14 protein-coding genes and 1 pseudogene are annotated in these 16,186 nt (G+C 42.5%); 2 read left to right on the forward strand and 13 right to left on the reverse strand.

The window, feature by feature from the left end; translation table 11 throughout:
- Positions 1–41 precede the first annotated feature (41 nt).
- The 13 genes and pseudogenes from ABHN01_RS13305 to ABHN01_RS13365 all read right to left on the reverse strand — a co-directional run bounded on the left by ABHN01_RS13305 (position 42) and on the right by ABHN01_RS13365 (position 14,409).
- Positions 42–542, reverse strand: a complete 501-nt coding sequence (locus tag ABHN01_RS13305) for a hypothetical protein (protein WP_429875935.1) — start codon at positions 540–542, stop codon at positions 42–44.
- Positions 543–675: 133 nt separating this feature from the next.
- Complete coding sequence (locus ABHN01_RS13310) at positions 676–1,857, reverse strand: MalY/PatB family protein (RefSeq protein ID WP_429875936.1); 1,182 nt, start codon at positions 1,855–1,857, stop codon at positions 676–678.
- 18 nt (positions 1,858–1,875) lie between these two features.
- Complete coding sequence (locus ABHN01_RS13315; protein ID WP_429875937.1) at positions 1,876–2,790, reverse strand: NAD(P)/FAD-dependent oxidoreductase; 915 nt, start codon at positions 2,788–2,790, stop codon at positions 1,876–1,878.
- 168 nt (positions 2,791–2,958) lie between these two features.
- Positions 2,959–4,236: an ergothioneine biosynthesis protein EgtB gene (egtB, locus tag ABHN01_RS13320; protein ID WP_429875938.1), complete on the reverse strand. Its 1,278-nt coding sequence runs from the start codon at positions 4,234–4,236 to the stop codon at positions 2,959–2,961.
- A gap of 62 nt (positions 4,237–4,298) precedes the next feature.
- Entirely contained in the window at positions 4,299–4,775 is a 477-nt protein-coding gene (locus ABHN01_RS13325) for a hotdog fold thioesterase (RefSeq protein WP_429875939.1), read from the reverse strand.
- A gap of 115 nt (positions 4,776–4,890) precedes the next feature.
- Positions 4,891–5,712 carry a carbohydrate ABC transporter permease gene (locus ABHN01_RS13330; protein ID WP_429875940.1) on the reverse strand — a complete coding sequence of 274 codons (822 nt, stop codon included), beginning with the start codon at positions 5,710–5,712 and terminating at the stop codon, positions 4,891–4,893.
- Entirely contained in the window at positions 5,712–6,596 is an 885-nt protein-coding gene (locus ABHN01_RS13335; RefSeq protein ID WP_429876026.1) for a carbohydrate ABC transporter permease, read from the reverse strand. The genes ABHN01_RS13330 and ABHN01_RS13335 overlap by 1 nt, the downstream gene beginning before the upstream one ends.
- Before the next feature lie 166 nt (positions 6,597–6,762).
- The gene (locus tag ABHN01_RS13340; protein WP_429875941.1) at positions 6,763–8,058 is read right to left on the reverse strand and encodes an ABC transporter substrate-binding protein; all 1,296 of its coding nucleotides are present in this window, start codon (positions 8,056–8,058) and stop codon (positions 6,763–6,765) included.
- A 94-nt stretch (positions 8,059–8,152) separates the two neighbouring features.
- Positions 8,153–9,571: a response regulator gene (locus ABHN01_RS13345; RefSeq protein ID WP_429875942.1), complete on the reverse strand. Its 1,419-nt coding sequence runs from the start codon at positions 9,569–9,571 to the stop codon at positions 8,153–8,155.
- Positions 9,549–10,982 (reverse strand): sensor histidine kinase, encoded by a 1,434-nt coding sequence (locus tag ABHN01_RS13350; RefSeq protein WP_429875943.1) that lies wholly within the window; start codon positions 10,980–10,982, stop codon positions 9,549–9,551. The genes ABHN01_RS13345 and ABHN01_RS13350 overlap by 23 nt, the downstream gene beginning before the upstream one ends.
- A complete protein-coding gene (locus ABHN01_RS13355) occupies positions 10,979–11,959 on the reverse strand; it encodes a sugar-binding protein (RefSeq protein WP_429875944.1) in 981 nt (326 codons plus the stop codon). Before ABHN01_RS13355 ends, ABHN01_RS13350 begins: the two co-directional genes overlap by 4 nt.
- A gap of 79 nt (positions 11,960–12,038) precedes the next feature.
- Positions 12,039–12,665, reverse strand: a pseudogene (locus tag ABHN01_RS13360) (GerAB/ArcD/ProY family transporter).
- A 235-nt stretch (positions 12,666–12,900) separates the two neighbouring features.
- Positions 12,901–14,409, reverse strand: coding sequence for a M1 family metallopeptidase (locus tag ABHN01_RS13365; protein WP_429875945.1), 1,509 nt, complete (start codon positions 14,407–14,409; stop codon positions 12,901–12,903).
- Positions 14,410–14,663: 254 nt separating this feature from the next.
- On the opposite strand from ABHN01_RS13365, the gene cbpA reads away from it, so the two are divergent.
- The gene (gene cbpA / locus ABHN01_RS13370; RefSeq protein ID WP_429875946.1) at positions 14,664–15,317 is read left to right on the forward strand and encodes a cyclic di-AMP binding protein CbpA; all 654 of its coding nucleotides are present in this window, start codon (positions 14,664–14,666) and stop codon (positions 15,315–15,317) included.
- Between the two features lie 126 nt (positions 15,318–15,443).
- The gene (locus tag ABHN01_RS13375) at positions 15,444–16,169 is read left to right on the forward strand and encodes a gamma-glutamyl-gamma-aminobutyrate hydrolase family protein (RefSeq protein WP_429875947.1); all 726 of its coding nucleotides are present in this window, start codon (positions 15,444–15,446) and stop codon (positions 16,167–16,169) included.
- The last annotated feature ends 17 nt before the right edge of the window (positions 16,170–16,186 follow it).

The raw sequence follows: 16,186 nt of genomic DNA on the forward strand, positions 1-16,186 counted from the left end.
GACAAAGGGATATAAAGAAAAATGGTCCTATGGTAGGGCTTTTAGCCATTCCAGACGATCTTTCCGGATTTGCTTTCTTCATCCAAATGAACAGAAAAATGGTGCTTTTCGTAAAAATGAACCAACCGGTTTACATGATCCCAGTCTCTAGGTGCGATGTCACCTCTAATATAGGGGATGTTCTGGTCCTTTGCTAATTCTTGTAAATATTGAATACATATTGAACCGTAGCCCCTATTGGCTGGGCCCCGTATGTCTCCGATAAAAATACTGTCACTGTCTTCATATATAGCATCGATGGAAAAATCCCAAATCCCTTGAAATGAAGTGGAGCAGTCATTCAGCATGATTTTACATTGGTGCTTGTTTTCTAATTTGTAAACAATGGTCAAATGTTCATCTTTTGTCTGTTCGACACCAAGGATATCCCACTTTTTGGCGATCTGTTTTAAATCGTTTTGCATTCGAAGCACTTGAAATTCTAAGCTGTTTCGTCCTTTATCAGCTGAAAGAGATTTTCTTTCCATTACGTTCTGCATCATGACCCTCCTTTCTCCTCGGCCGATCCTCTTCACACAGTTTGCCATTTTACTAAGAATTACAATGTTTTTCAACCCAAATGACGCTGTAAATTTTGCCAATATAAAAAAACCCTGAACCAAGTTCAGGGAATCATCACATCACATTTTGTTTTTTGATCGCTTGCTCCAGCCTAGTCAAGCCTTCTTTTAATGTCTCCAGCGGACAGGCGATATTGATCCGTTCAAAGCCCTCTCCTTCTTTACCAAAGATATAACCTTCATCGAATGCCAGCCTTGCTTCATTTTGCATAAAGCTTTCCAGCTTTTTATGATCCATTTTCAAATGAGTGAAATCAAGCCAAACTAAATATGTTCCTTCAGGCTCAATGATCTTGATTTCCGGGAGCTTCACTTTTACGAAATTTTTCAAATAGTCAAGGTTGCTCTCTAAATATTCCATTAACCCTTCCAGCCATTCCTCACCATGCTGATAGGCGGCTTCCGCGGCGATGATCCCTAATGAGCCCGGGGAAAAAAATCCGATCGTTGCTAAGTATTCATTAAATCGAGTTCTTAGCTTTTTATTTGGAATAATGATGGTCGAAAATTGGAGTCCTGCAAGGTTAAACGTTTTGCTCGGCGCAATGCCGGTAATCGTTTTGTCCTGAATCTCTGGTGATAAAGCAGAAAAAATCGTATGTTTATACTTCTTATAAATGAGATCAAAGTGTATATCATCAGAGAACACCAATACATCGTATTGAATACAAAGCTTCTCTAATTTTTCCAGCTCCTCTTTTGTCCAGACCCTGCCCACAGGATTATGCGGGTTGCATAGCAGCATCAGTTTAATGGAATTCTTTTGAAATTTACGCTCAAGATCTTCAAAATCCATTTCATATGTGCTTCCATTATACCGCAAAGAATTGTTGAATAATTTTCTATTGTTCTTTTTCACCATGTCACCAAAGGGATAATATACCGGACTTTGAATCAGTACTCCATCATTTACCTCAGTATAGGTGTGGATCGCTGCGGAAAGAGCAGGAACGACTCCTGGTGTAAAAACGATCCAATCGCTTTGGATATCCCAGTTATGCCTTCTCCTCAACCAATCCATGACAATTTGCTTTGTCTCTTGTGTAGCCATGGAATAGCCAAAAATCCCGTGATCGATTCTTTTTTTCATGGCATCAATGACCGGCTGAGGCGCTTTAAAGTCCATGTCCGCGACCCACATGGGCAAAAGATCTTCTTTACCAAATATCTCTGCCGCGTGATCCCACTTCACAGAGTGAGTGTTCATCCGGTCAATTTTTTCATCAAATGCTTTCATCCCTACTGAGTTCCCCCTTTATTGTTGCGCTAAAGAACGAAGTCTTTTATGAATCCAAATCGCAGCCTGGACACCATCTCCCATGGCGATGGTGACCTGTTCGGAATGGGCGACAACATCACCGGCAGCCCACACATTTTCAATATTGGTTTCTTTCGTTCTTGCATTAACAACGATATGTTTCTTCTCCAACTGTACCCCGAGCCTTTCTGCGAGTTCAGAATGTACTCTGTTCCCTCCGAAGGCGACAAAACCACGTTCGCCCACTATTGTTTCTCCACCTTGCAACCGTACGCCTTTGAATATGGATTCGTCCTCCACTATAATTTCCCTGATGCGTTTGGGTATATGATTAATTCCCAATTCCTTAAGTTCCTGCAGTGTTGATTTGTCCAACTCTTTCTGTTCATGATTTATAAATATGATGTCTTTTGTCCAGTAATTCAGGGTGATCGCCATTCCGGCTCCTGCCTGACCTGAACCAATCACAATCACCTTTTTATCTTCAACCTCATAACCGTCACAATCCGGACAGATAAACATCGTTTCCCCAAGACAATTTTTTAAATTTGCGATATCTGCGGGTAGCCTGTCCATAACACCGGTCGCAATCAGTACAGTTTTTGCTTTCAGTCGTTCCTCTTGATCGGTTGTAATCACCAAAACACCGGCATTCTTATCCATCGACAAAGCCTTTTGCACCTTGAATGCAACACCTACTCGTTCAGCCTGCACTCTTCCGTTCCGCCTTAACGTTTCTCCGCTGACTCCTTCTGGCCAACCCAAAATGTTCCGATAACTTTTGCACAAATTGGATCTTCCGTTGTTGGAATCAAGAACGAGCGTTTTGTGTTTATACCGGCCGAGCTGAATCCCAGCTTGTAAACCTGCGATCCCGCCTCCAATAATAATGCAGTCATATATGTCTGCCATAGTATCCCCCGATCTTTTCCAAAAGATTTTGTTGTTCCATTTTTTTCACTGCACAAACCATGTTGAAACTTGATTAGCGATTTCTCTTCACATGATCATTAGTTTAACCTGATTTAAGGCAAAGCATAGGAGTCAACATCAATGTTTGGAGGAGGACATCTTGAAAAATTACTTCTTAACATCTTCAGCCAGACGGATACCGCTGAACTGCCACCTTTTCTCCGGCTGAAAGAAATTTCGGTAGGATAGCCGAAAATGAGAGGAAGATGTAGCACAGGATCCCCCTCTTAACACCATTTGGTTACACATAAATTTAGCGTTGTATTCTCCAAGGGCTCCATCATACGGTTTGTTCCCCGGATAAGAAACGTACGGGCTTTTTGTCCACTCCCACACATCCCCGAATGCTTGATAAAAAGGACCTGTTTCCTTTAATCCGAAAGGTACCGGATGATAATTTCCATTGTCCGCAAAGTTGCCGTTTGTTTCTTGGCCCGCTAGGGCATGTTCCCATTCCTGTTCGGTAGGAAGGCGTTTCCCTGCCCACCTGGCATAAGCATCAGCTTCAAAATAGCTGACATGGCATACAGGTTCCTGCAGGTCAAGCATCTTCTCCCCTCCAAGTGTGTAAACATGCCATTCCTCATCCCGTTTAAACCAATATAACGGGGACTCCCATTGGTATTTACATACTGTATTCCATCCATCCGACAGCCAGTATTGCGGTTTTTTGTAGCCTCCATCATTCATGAACTCCAAATATTCTTTGTTGGTCACAAGATGTGAACAGAGTTTATAAGGCTCCAGCCACACTTTATGAAGTGGTGTCTCATTGTCAAAGCAAAACACTTCACCACTGTGTCCAATCTCTATGAGCCCGCCTTCTACAGGAACAAAAGAAGTAGTTCGAGGTGCAGGTATATTTTTCGTCAACGGTTCTCGATAAGACGGCAGAAATGGGTTTTGAGAAAAATTATGCTTAATATCTGTCAACAGGAGTTCCTGATGCTGCTGCTCATGATGTAAACCTATTTCCAGAACGCTGACCAGCTCTTCTTTCTTATCTTCGAATACGCTGGATGCAAGAAGATCGGCCATATGTAAATCTACATGCCGGCGATATTCAAGGACCTCTTCAACGGAGGGGCGGGTGATCAGCCCTCGTTGAATTCTTGGATGAAACGGGCCAATTGTTTCATAGTAAGAATTAAATAAATAATCAAACTGATCATTAAACCCCTTATAATCATCACCGAATTCCTTTAAAATAAATTTTTCATAAAACCAGGTGGTATGAGCCAGATGCCATTTAGGGGGACTCGCATCTTCCATCGATTGAATGATAAAATCCTCCAGATTGAGCGGCTGTACCAGCTGTTCACTGAAAGCTCGAACCGTTCGATAGCTCTCAAGCATGTTGTTCGTTTTTGTGGTATCCATTTTCATTCCTATACCTCCTCATGACCTTTCGATGGTACATTCCCTTCCTGTAAAGAAAAATAACGTTTTTAAAAGGACTCGGGTATAGGCTTGTCCATTTTTTCCACAGGGACAAAATATCTGCTTTTCCTGTAGGCTAGTGCTTCCATTGCAGCGATGAGCTCACCTTCACTTTCCACCTTGATGTTATACCAGGACGTTCTGTTATTTTTCTTTTCTTCCAACGCAACGGCTTTTAATTTACTGCCGGCTTTTCCTGCCGCCATAAAATTTACCGTGGTAGAAAGTCCGACTGATGTTTTGCCATATGAATTACAGGCAGCAGCGAACACGAAATCAGCCAATGCAAAAATGACAGCTCCATGAGCCGTGCCGTGGGAATTTAGCATGTGAGGCTGAACCTGTACCTCAGCAGCTGCTGTTCCTTCTCCAATGTCAGTTAACTTGATGCCTAAAAACTTCGCGTATGGTTCATTTTCGAAGATCTCAAAAATTTCTTTCCTAAACGTTTGGTGAATACGTTCGTCCGATATTTTCTGATCCATGATATCCTCCTTTAGTGTGTCTGCCTTTAGTATACAGAAAAGTCGGAATCGCATAAAAATTTTACGCATATCAAAAAACAGCCTGCTCTGCAAGAATCAGACTGTCTGCTTTATATTATCCTTTTACTGAACCTGCCAAGAGGCCTTTGACAAAAAACTTTCCAAGAAAAATATAGACAAGAAGCGTTGGCAGCGCTGCCAATAATGCGCCGGCCATCTGCACATTCCACTGTACAATCTGGCTCCCTGATAGATTTTGAAGGGCGACCATGATGGGCTGCTGCGAGGAAGTTGTAATGGTGACCGCAAACAGGAACTCGTTCCATATATTGGTGAACTGCCAGATCCCTACTACAACAAACCCAGTAATGGAGAGGGGCGCAATGATGTGCTGATAAATTTTAAAAATGCCAGCTCCGTCAATCTTAGCGGATTCGATCATCTCCTCCGGTATGCTGGCGTAAAAATTTCGGAACATAAGTGTTGTAATCGGGATGCCGTATACGACATGAACAAAGATCAGACCAGGGATGGTGTTATAAAGACCCACCTCACGCAAAAATTGAATGAGAGGTATCAATATGCTCTGATAAGGAATAAACATCCCGAATAAAATGGCAGTGAAGATCCAGTCAGCTCCTTTAAACTTCCACTTAGAAAGCACGTAGCCATTTAACGAGCCTAATAGTGCGGACAAAAGAGTGGCCGGAACGACCAGGGAAATACTATTCATAAAATTGGGGGAAAGTCTTTCAAACGCCTGCTGATAGCTGCTGAAGTCAAGTGAATGCGGCAGTTCCCACATTTGGGACAACGTAATCTGGTCAAGCGGCTTCAGGCTCGTAATGAGCATGACATAAACGGGCATAAGATAGAAAAGACTTAAGATGATCAGCAAAGCGTAAAGCAGCGACCGGTAAACAGAACGTACTGCCATTATGATTCACCCTTTCTGCTTGAAATAAGGTAAGGCACGATAAAGACGGCGACGGTTACAAGCATGATGATGGAAATGGCCGCACCATTTGCATAATAATTGCCCCTGAAAGTGGTCTCAAACATATAGACACCAGGAACATCTGTCACAAAATTGGCTCCAGGCCCTGTCATGGCGTAAATCAGATCAAAGATCTTCAGCGAAATATGCGCCATAATGATGATTACACTTACAGTGATCGGTGCAACAATGGGAAAAATGATTTTACGATAGATCTGGAGTTCGGAGGCGCCGTCCATCCGTGCCGCTTCTCTGATTTCTTCAGGGATGGCTCTCAAACCTGCTAAATACATAGCCACTGAAAACCCGGTCATCTGCCATGCTGCGGCAATGACGACTGCGATAACCGCAACAGGTACACCAAACTGAATTTTCCCCCATTCGACTCCAGGAATAATTTTTACCGAAGTGTACCAGAGGGAATCGAGACCTAATTTCTTCAAAAAGAGGTTGACTCCTGTGGCCGGATTGAGCAGCCACTGCCAGATGACGCCAGTGACGACAAAAGATAAGGCCATCGGAAAAAAGAAAATATTTCGGAAGAGTCCTTCCCCGCGAATCTTTTGATCAAGGAATACAGCAAGCATCAATCCCATGACGAGAACAGCAAGGATAAAAAATACCGTAAAGAACAGCGTATTCCTCAAATCGGCCTGAAACCGAAAGTCTTTAAATAGGAAGAGGTAGTTCTTAAAGCCTGCAAACGATAAATCTGGAACAAGAGAGTTCCAGTTGGTCAATGAAACATAGCCTGACCATGCGATGAATCCGTAGACAAACACTCCTATCGCTAAAATGGAAGGGAGAATAAAAACAATAGACATTAGCTGATCTGCATTTCTTCTTTTCCGTTTCTTTGCTGAAACGGCTAATGAAGAGCCTGATTGAAGAGAAGGCAATATTTTGGGTTCCATCCAACCGTTCCTCCTTAATTTTTAGTTGATATTAAGAAAAGAGGAAGGGATGTCCTCCTCCTCTTTTCTCTCATCCTTACTTTTTAAGTTCGCTGCTCGCTTGCTTGAACGAATCGATCAGCTGGTTGACGTTCTTTTGTGTGACAAAAATATTGACCGCCTGGTTCGCTTTTGTGACAAATCCTTCAGGAGCGGCTGAACCATGTGCCAGGCTGGCAGCCAGCTTGGCGGCTTTAAACTCTTTAATGGTCTGGTTTCCGTATTCATCATACTTGGAAACATCTGCGTCTGTTCTTGCAGGAATAGAACCTTTTAATGGATTAAAAGCATCCTGGCCTTCAACTGACCCCAAAACAGACAGGAACTGTTTAACATCCTTAGCATTCTTGACACCTTTAGGCAGCCCGAACGTATCGGTGATGATCATAAACTGATTGTCTGTTCCAGGTGTCGGAACCCACCCGAAGTCTTCGTTCACTTTTAGCTTAAGATCATTCACAAAATAGCCTTTAGCCCAGTCTCCCATAATGTTCATCGCTGCATCACCTTTGGCGACCATTTGAGAAGCATCCTGCCAGTTTCTTGAACTGTGATCAGAATTAATGTAAGAAAGCATCTTTTTGAACGTTTCAGCCGCCTTCTTCACTTTAGGGTCGTCAAACTTCATTTCGCCTTTCCATAATTTCTGATAATCCTCATTTCCCAGCGTTCCAAGAAGGATGTTTTCATAAATCATAGTCGCTGTCCACGGCTCTTTATCCCCTAGAGCAAGAGGTGTGATACCTTTTTTCTTTAATTGGTCAGCCACCTTGAAAAACTCATCAAACGTTTTTGGAGCCTGAAGATTGTTATCAGCGAAGATTTTCTTGTTGTACCATAGAACGTTTCCGCGGTGGATGTCTACAGGTACAGAGTAGATTTTTCCGTCCTTGCTGACCATGTCGATCAGCTGTTTAGGAAACTTGTCATTCCATCCTTCTTTGTCATACAGATCATTCAAAGGCTCCATCTTGCCTGCTGCAACCCATCCGTCGTTCAGTTCAGAACCGCCATGCACCTGGAAAGTAGCAGGAGGATCATTCCCTTGCATTCGGCTTGCCAGTACGGCTTTAGCGTTCGTTCCTGCTCCACCGGCGACAGCCGCATTCTCGATAGGGATATCAGGATTTTTTTCTTCAAACAGCTTAATAAGAGCTTTTAATCCGTCCTCTTCACCGGCTCCTGTCCACCAGCTGAAAATCTCCAGCTTGCCTGAATTTTTCTTTTCGTCTGGCTGGCCAGAGCTTGATTGGCTGCAGGCTGACAGGATCAGACTGAGAGCCAGTACAGCATAAATCCATACTTTCTTTTTCAAGTGAACCTCCCCCTTCATTTGCGTTGATACCGCTTACATTATTAGTATAAAAAGGATCAGCGGGTTCTTGTTCGCCAATTTTCTGTACTTTTTTATCTTTATCTTCACTTTTTTATGATTTTCCCACATCTGCTTTTTGCCGGACATATTGCTTAGGGGAAAGAAGGTATTGCTTCTTGAATACACGGCTGAAATAGTTCGGATCTTTATAGCCGACCATGTAACTGATCTGCTTAAGGCTGTATTGATTTTGATTCAGCAGTTTCAGCGCTTTTCGAAGGCGGATCTCGGTAAGAAATTCTATGAACGTCATGTCGGTTTCTTCTTTAAACAATTTTGTAAAATAGGTCGGGCTCAATCCAGCCATTGCAGCTACCTGCTCTAAAGATATGGCCTCGTGGTAGTGATCATCGATAAATTTCTTTGCCAGCTTCACCGGATCCTTTGCCTCTTTGTTGTCACTCCATTTTCTGCATGCGTTCCAGATCAGCTCCATCCACCCGTTTCTATTTTCAGGGTAGGAAAAATCACTGACATCGATTTCTTCCTGAGCCAATCTTTCCCTCAGTAAAATATATAAATCCAATGATTGTGAAGATGATATTTTTCCACCCAGCATGCTATTCGCTCCATTTGGATCGTTATTGCAGATTGCCTCAACGATTTCAGTGAGACCGGTATCTTTTGAAGGGTTAACCTGGGAAATATGAGCAAAGCGCCCGTTGTTCTGCTTTTTTAGAAAATAAACAGTCTTAGCCGCTTCCTCATAAGAGTGCCGAATCTCCTTCAAATCCGTATAAGGCTTCCCCACCCCCATCCATAATTTTTCAAATACTTCCGCTTGAATTCTCTTTGCCAGTTCCAAAGAATTGTTGATAGGGTTACTCACGTGGCTCATAAAAAGCAATACAAGCTGATTTCCATATGGCAGGGAAATAAACGGAAATGGAGATCTTTTATGAAGCAGAGAAATCACTTGCTCTGATGGCAGGCTCTCCTCACATTCCACGACAGAAATAAAGGAATTCTTCATATTTGGAAATAAGACAGCCAAAGGTTCAAGAACCGTATCGTTATGCTCATACTGCAGAATCTTTAATAGAATATTTTCTAAAACAATCTCTGTTGTAGCAGAATAGCGGTTTTGTTTATCCCGCTCTTCAGAAATGGACTGGCAAACTCTTTGAATCGCTTGGACCGTTTCTTTTGCAGTGCTGGGCTTTAGCAGGTACTCTCTTACCCCCTCCTTCATCGCTTCTTTTGCATATTGAAAAGATTCATAGGCCGTTACCATGATAAATTGCATCGCTGGATGCTGTCTTTTGATGGATTGAATGGCTTCGATTCCGTTCAAGCCGGGCATTTTAATATCCATCAGCATAAAATCAGGTTTGTGTTTTCTGGCCAATTCAACAGCTATTCTTCCATTGGAAGCTTCCCCTGCAATCGTGATATCGGGAAAGTGATCTTCGATTATCCTTCGTAATGCTTTCCGTTCCAGGCTTTCATCATCTGCTATGATTACTTTCAATAGAAGCACCGTCCTTCTTGGGAAATAGAAGTTTAACCGAGGTACCAGACCCGGGGCTGGAATGGATCTTTACAAGTTGATCGGCTTGATAGAAAAGCGCCATTCGTCTCATCACATTTTCCAGACCAATGCCGGTTGAATGGCCCACATGAATCGTTCCTGTCTGTTTCTTTAATGCACCGGCTGGCATTCCTGCTCCATTATCTTTTACTTCTGCTATGATTGTTTCTCCTTCATCATAAATGGACAAGCAGATCTCTCCCCCTTCCTCCATGCTCTCAACCCCATGGATAAACGCATTTTCAACAATGGGTTGAAGAATCAGCCTCGGAACTAAGATGTTCGTACACCCTTCATCAATGTCAGTGTGAAAGGCGATCCTGTCGGAAAACCTTGTCTGCTGAATATGAAAATACTCAATGACTACCTTTACTTCTTCACGCAAGAGAACAGATTGATTGATATCGTTTAGACTGTATCGGAGCAGCGTGGATACAGAATGAATGAGTCTCGACGTTTCCTCTGCCTGTTCAAAATAGGCCATCCTTGAGATGGTATTCAACGTATTGAATAAGAAATGAGGATTGACCTGATTCTGAAGATGTTTCAGCTCAAGCTCTTTAAGCAGGGAATCAAGCTCGGACTTTTCTTCCATCTCAGAGATGTACTGACGGATGTTTTTGCGCATCAGATTAAAGGTTTCACCGAGCAGCTTCAGCTCATCGTTGGACTGGATCAGTATGGGCTTCCCATCAAGCTTTCCGGCCGAGACTTCTGTAGCGGCTTTCGATAGAATTTGTACAGGATTATTGATTCCTCTGGAGAACCAAAGGGCAAAAAAGATGGCAAGCAAGACTGTCGTATTAAATAGAAACAAAGTAAACCACTTGAAAGATTCACTTCTCTTTTCGAGGTCTGCATAAAATGATTGATAATCCGTCAGTTCAAGATCGATCAGTGACAAGGTGGTGTCTTGAAGATAAGAAGAAGTGTTCCTCGCTTCCTTTAAATGCAATGAATATTGATCGATGTCATCTTGAATAGCAAATCCGATCGATAACTCGCATTCTTGTATTAAGGTTTGCACCATATGGATATAGGTTAGCAGCTGAATATGGTCAAACCCTTTCTGATCCTGTTGGAGCAATCCTGTCTTTTCGTTTAATTTATATCGTAATTTGTGAAACTCATGGATTACTTTTTTGTTTCTTTCCACCACATACTGGTTGGCTTTATCATAGAGCTGATCTGAAGTCTGTGAGATTTCGTTCAGAAGGAGTAATTGCTTAAAGCGAGAATCATACTCCAACAAGAAGGATCTGCTACTGAAAAAAACGGAGATGGAAACCACGTTAAAAAGAAGGACAAACACAAAAAAATAGAGTAATAGCTTGCTGCGGATCGTTTTCACCTTGAGTCCTCCCACAGCATTGCTGGTTTCGTTTTTTTAATGATATCGGTCTTAGTATATTGGAGCGGTTGAGGCAGCTTTCCTTTTTTCAGCGACAAAAGAGTTCGGACGGCCATTTCGCCCATTTGATAAGGATACTGCCCGACGGTTGAATTAATTTGTTCGGCACGGATAAGAGCCATGGTCCCGGGTAAAGTATCAAAGGATATAATGAATGGTTTTTTCTTGCTTTGATATTGTGAAGTGACCTGGCTGATCCCAATGCCATCCAAAGCGCTCGTCCCAAAAAAGGCAGTAATATCCGGATCATTCTTGAGTAATTCATAGGTAGCCTGCAGTGCCCCACTTTTTGTGATGTTCGATTCTTGAATCCCGACGACCTCTATTCTTTTATGTTTGGCAAGAACGTCTTCAAATCCTTTTACCCGCAGCTGCTGATTGGACGCGTCAAGCCGGCCCGTTACAATTCCAACCTTTTGTCTGCCGCGCGTATTTCTCACCAGTTCTTCTCCTGCAAGCTTTCCGGCCCTGTAATTGTCAGAACCTACATACACCTGGCGTTCACTCTCCGGGGCATCGGTGTCAACCGTAAGGAGCGGGATTCCTTTTTGTACGGATTTATTAACGAGGTAGTTAAACTTTTCATTGGAGACACCCTGGGTCATAATACCATCGACCTTGCCTGCAATGGCTTTATCGATAAAGGTAAGCTGTTCTTCATTGTTCGCCTGCTTTGGCCCCAGATAGTCCAAGTGAATATGACGTTTTGCTGCTTCTGCTTTCGCTCCTTTTTCTACAAGCCGCCAATATTCATTATCTATTTCCTCGGATATGAGGACAAAATGATAGACATATTTTTGCGAGTGTGCAGCGGAGGGCTTTACCTGAAACGTTTCTCTTCCGAAAAAGAGCATATAGCCGGCGTTTAAACAGAATACGGCTGTAAATATAAATAGGCCTATTTTTTCCAATCCCATATAAAACCTCTCTTGGAAGCGTTTTATATTTATCATAATGGATTGCAAAAAGATTGGATAGACCGATTTCCGGAAAGTTTTACTGTACAGATTGATTCGGAGCCTGCTCCTTGTTACGTTGTTTCTTCCTAAGTAACAGAACTGGAATCAATGTCATTAACAATGTCCCATAAAAAGGATAAATGGTTACGAGAAAATGGTTGAGTTCTTCGAAGTTAGGAGCAACCCACTGACAGCCAAGCACAGTCAAAAGAAAACCAAATGGAAATACGATTGGTCTGTAGTCGGAAAGGTTTAACCATTGGGACGTTCCTAGAACCAATGCATAATAAAACATTGATACTTTGATAAATATGCCCATAATCCATATGGCGATTGCGACTGATTCAAGGTGCTCAAAGAAGGTTGATACAGTGATGTACCGGATAGCGGTAAACAATGGAAAGGCATAGCCACTTGCAGATCCTCCAAATAAGAATATAGCTGTCAAATTGGTAATAACAAAGTTAACCATTATTCCTATCACCAAAATCATACTCCATTTCATTCCTTAATCACGATCAGATAAAAATGGAAGAATCAAAGTGATGAGGAAAGTCTCCCCAAACCATACCTGCGGTGCAGCTGCACCCATAATCACAGGCAAAGAACCATGCTCCATAATGGGTAACATATGCTTTGGGTCGAAGAAGGCGGAAGCATTCATATGGACCTTCAAGAAACCTTCTTCTCCAAACTTCACGGCTCCTTAAAGGATCGTTATGGAGTTACCTGGATGTTCACCGTAATGTAAATATGGAAAATCATATTCTAATGTCATGAAAAAGAGCTGAGTCCTCAGCTCTTTTTTTCAATCACATCCATTTAATTACGGTACATGAAAATATCAACCATGAAAAAACCGGCTCATAATTGAGCCGGTGATCTGCAGTGATCGTACTCTATTCTTGATCGGAAAGATACACGCGGTGATCTTTAAAAAACTCTCCAAGGTCTTTCCCGGTTTCTCTTTCCATGATGGTGACGAAATCTTTCGTCGTCGTCACACCAAACTTTTTCTCTTTAAAGTAGGCTTTCATCGCTGAGTAGAATGCTTTGTCCCCTACTTTTAGACGGAGATCATTAAGAGTGCGGGAACCGTAGCCATAAATCATTTGATAGTAAGCGCTAATCCCTGAATCTCCGTCCGCTGTAAATGTTGAGACTGGAGAGGAAAGATGATATTTACTATTTGATACGGCCGGTGTGGTGAGCTGATTTAACTCATTGTCATGTAAAGCTGCCGAATAGGTTGCAAAGGATTCATCCAGCCAAGGCTCATCATATTCGTTATCTCCAATAATCCCATAGAACCATTGATGCCCGATCTCGTGCGCGGTCACCGATCTTACCCATTCTTGAGAACGTTGTCCTGCTATACTGATCATGACGAGCTGAGGATATTCCATTCCGCCGAACCAGCCTTCCATTCCAACGATATCAAGTTCAGGCCATGGATAGGTGCCAAAATGATCGCTGAACAAATCGATGCTTTTCAGGCCGGACTTCAGCATGGAGGGGGCATAAGCGGCTTGTTCCGCTGTATAGTAAACATTGATTTTAACGTTGTTGACCAGCCCTTTTTTAACTTTGTAGGTGGGGTCCATCTCCATTGCAAAATCTCTGACATTATGGGCTTTATAACGGTGTACGGCCAAGTTTCCTATCGTCTGCGGTTTCCCTGCCTCAGTACCTGTGGCTGCGATGACTTGGTTTTTGTCAGTGGTTACTGTAACATCATAGTCTCCTGTTAAAGAATAGAAGGATTCACCGGCATGGAAGTACGGGTCTACATTCCAGCCTTCATTGTCATAGACAGCAAGAATTGGGAACCAGTTTCCGAGCGATACCGTATTTTTGAACCAGCCGAAGCGGTCCTGCTGCTCAGGAACGTTCACCGTAAAATTCATGCTGACAGTGGCTGACTTATCTTTTTTAATTTTTACAGAGGGAATATGCAGCGCGGTTCCATCAACGTTGTAAACTGAACGTTTGCCATCTACTTTCACATTGCTGACGTCCATGCTGCCTCCATTTTCTGCAAACATGTCGGCGTTCCCCCAAAGATTGAAATAGAGCTCATCTAAGTTTTTCTTCAAATTGTTCTTAAACTTTACAGATAGCTTCCCTGAAATTTGATGCTTAGCTGTGTCATAGAACACGTTCATCTTGTAACTGGGTTTGGAAGGTCCCATCACATTTAAGCTGCTGCCTTGTTTTGCACGGTCCTGAAAAGGAGTTTTTGCTGTCTGACTCGATATTTGCATTGGATGGTAGCCGCCTTTCATTACATGCGGCGGAGTGATGGTTTGTTTACCTTGAGCAGCGGCTGCAGCAGACCCCGTAAATAAACCTGCTGCAAGCAAGGCAGCTGTTGTGATCGTAACGGCTTTTTTTGCTGGTTTTCTCATGATATATCCTCCTTTTGTTTACTCCCTTACCTATTTCTGGATACAAAAGTCCGTCTCCTTGCAACAAAAGGCTCAATCATTCGACACAGATGGAAAAATAAAGGGAATATTCTCATGGGTCGATTGGATGCAATTGTAAAATATCATAATTTTTTGAAAATATTTCGGGACATCAAAGGATTACGAAAAGGGAATAATGGAAAGCGTGACGAAACTAGAAGGAATGAATCGCATTCTATCTATAGGGGGACAAAATGAAGATTAAATCCAACTACATACCAAAAACGAAAGTAACGTACGTCACAGAGAACACATCCATCAGCGAGAGCAGAAGACAGCTCACTCAGTCCGGTTATCGATGTATTCCCGTTCTTGATGAAAAAGCAGAAAAGTTTCGTGGGCTGATCTATAAAGAAACAACGTCCGATTACATCATTGATGACGCAGGCTCTACATCTGATCCAGTAAGCAAACTGATACAGGATAAGGACAGCTTCGTTTTTGAGGACACTCCCTATTTTAAAGTCTTGTTTTCGATCCGGCGCCTTCCTTTCATTGCTGTTATTGATGACAACGGCTATTTTCAAGGAATTGTTACCCATTCAAAAGTGATGGATATTCTTGAAGATTCCTACGGCATCAAAAAAGGCGGATATTCGCTCACTGTTTCGACAACAGAAGGAAAAGGATCCTTGAAAAAGCTGTTTTCTTCCATAAATGATGATTATAACATTGAAGGAGTATTCACTCAGGATGCAGGCAAACAGTTCGTGCGCCGGATCATCATTACATTTAACCGCTCTGTGTCAAAAGATCAAGTGGAGCAGCTCGTTCACAAGATTGAAAACAGCGGATTTAAAGTGGCAGAAATAGAAGATTTAAGAGAGTTTGAGAATGCTAATCTATAAGCAAGCCGAAAAAGACGCATAATATCAATCCATGCGTCTTTATTATTGTTATGGGTCTTATTTTGATAACGTAATCACCAAAGGGGCATACTGCAAATACAAAGATAAAGCTGAAAGGATTTTACTATGAACAAAGCCTTCCCGATCATCGTGATTCCAGTCTCAAGTGCCGATCATAATGGAACACACAGCAGTATTTTACACCAAAAATACAGTGAAGCCATTATTCAAGCGGGTGGTCTTCCCGTCTTGCTGCCATCTGTAGACAAAACGTTGACTGAACAAATGATCAAGCAGTGTGATGGGATTGTATTGCCTGGAGGAGATGACGTTGATCCCTTCTACTATCAGCAGCATCCCAAGCCAGAACTTGGCACCGTAAACAGGATGCAGGACGCATTCGAAATCCATGCTGTAAGGATCGCTGAACAGAACAAAAAACCTCTGTTAGGCATATGCCGCGGAATGAACATCCTCAATGTTGCCTTTGGAGGGACACTGATTCAGCACATTCCCGCTGAGGCGCAACAGGCAATTAAACATAAACAGCAGGCGCCACGAAATGTTCCCACACATGAAGTTGTAATCAAGAGCAATTCATTCCTGTACGAACTGACAGGAACAACGACTGTTCAAGTGAACAGCTTCCACCATCAATCCATTAAATCTGCAGCTCCGCCTCTTCTTCCCTGTGCTTTTGCCCCGGATGGAATCGTGGAAGCCATTGAAGGCAGGAACAGGGACCATTTTATTCTCGGTGTTGAATGGCATCCTGAAGAGCTTACCGCTTCTCCTGAGATGCTGAACCTATTTCAAGCTTTTATTAATGCAGCAAAAAGTGGCTTCCAATAATATAAGGAGGCCACTTT

The organism is Fictibacillus sp. NRS-1165 (assembly GCF_050468105.1).
Taxonomy (GTDB): Bacteria; Bacillota; Bacilli; order Bacillales; family Fictibacillaceae; genus Fictibacillus_C; species Fictibacillus_C terrinigri.

What these genes read in the sequence shown, in the direction of transcription:
- ABHN01_RS13305 (WP_429875935.1), bottom strand. Translation starts at nt 542, where the DNA reads ATGATGCAGAACGTAATGGAAAGAAAATCTCTTTCAGCTGATAAAGGA.
- ABHN01_RS13310 (WP_429875936.1), bottom strand. Translation starts at nt 1,857, where the DNA reads ATGAAAGCATTTGATGAAAAAATTGACCGGATGAACACTCACTCTGTG.
- ABHN01_RS13315 (WP_429875937.1), bottom strand. Translation starts at nt 2,790, where the DNA reads ATGGCAGACATATATGACTGCATTATTATTGGAGGCGGGATCGCAGGT.
- egtB (WP_429875938.1), bottom strand. Translation starts at nt 4,236, where the DNA reads ATGAAAATGGATACCACAAAAACGAACAACATGCTTGAGAGCTATCGA.
- ABHN01_RS13325 (WP_429875939.1), bottom strand. Translation starts at nt 4,775, where the DNA reads ATGGATCAGAAAATATCGGACGAACGTATTCACCAAACGTTTAGGAAA.
- ABHN01_RS13330 (WP_429875940.1), bottom strand. Translation starts at nt 5,712, where the DNA reads ATGGCAGTACGTTCTGTTTACCGGTCGCTGCTTTACGCTTTGCTGATC.
- ABHN01_RS13335 (WP_429876026.1), bottom strand. Translation starts at nt 6,596, where the DNA reads ATGTCTATTGTTTTTATTCTCCCTTCCATTTTAGCGATAGGAGTGTTT.
- ABHN01_RS13340 (WP_429875941.1), bottom strand. Translation starts at nt 8,058, where the DNA reads ATGAAGGGGGAGGTTCACTTGAAAAAGAAAGTATGGATTTATGCTGTA.
- ABHN01_RS13355 (WP_429875944.1), bottom strand. Translation starts at nt 11,959, where the DNA reads ATGGGATTGGAAAAAATAGGCCTATTTATATTTACAGCCGTATTCTGT.
- ABHN01_RS13365 (WP_429875945.1), bottom strand. Translation starts at nt 14,409, where the DNA reads ATGAGAAAACCAGCAAAAAAAGCCGTTACGATCACAACAGCTGCCTTG.
- cbpA (WP_429875946.1), top strand. Translation starts at nt 14,664, where the DNA reads ATGAAGATTAAATCCAACTACATACCAAAAACGAAAGTAACGTACGTC.
- ABHN01_RS13375 (WP_429875947.1), top strand. Translation starts at nt 15,444, where the DNA reads ATGAACAAAGCCTTCCCGATCATCGTGATTCCAGTCTCAAGTGCCGAT.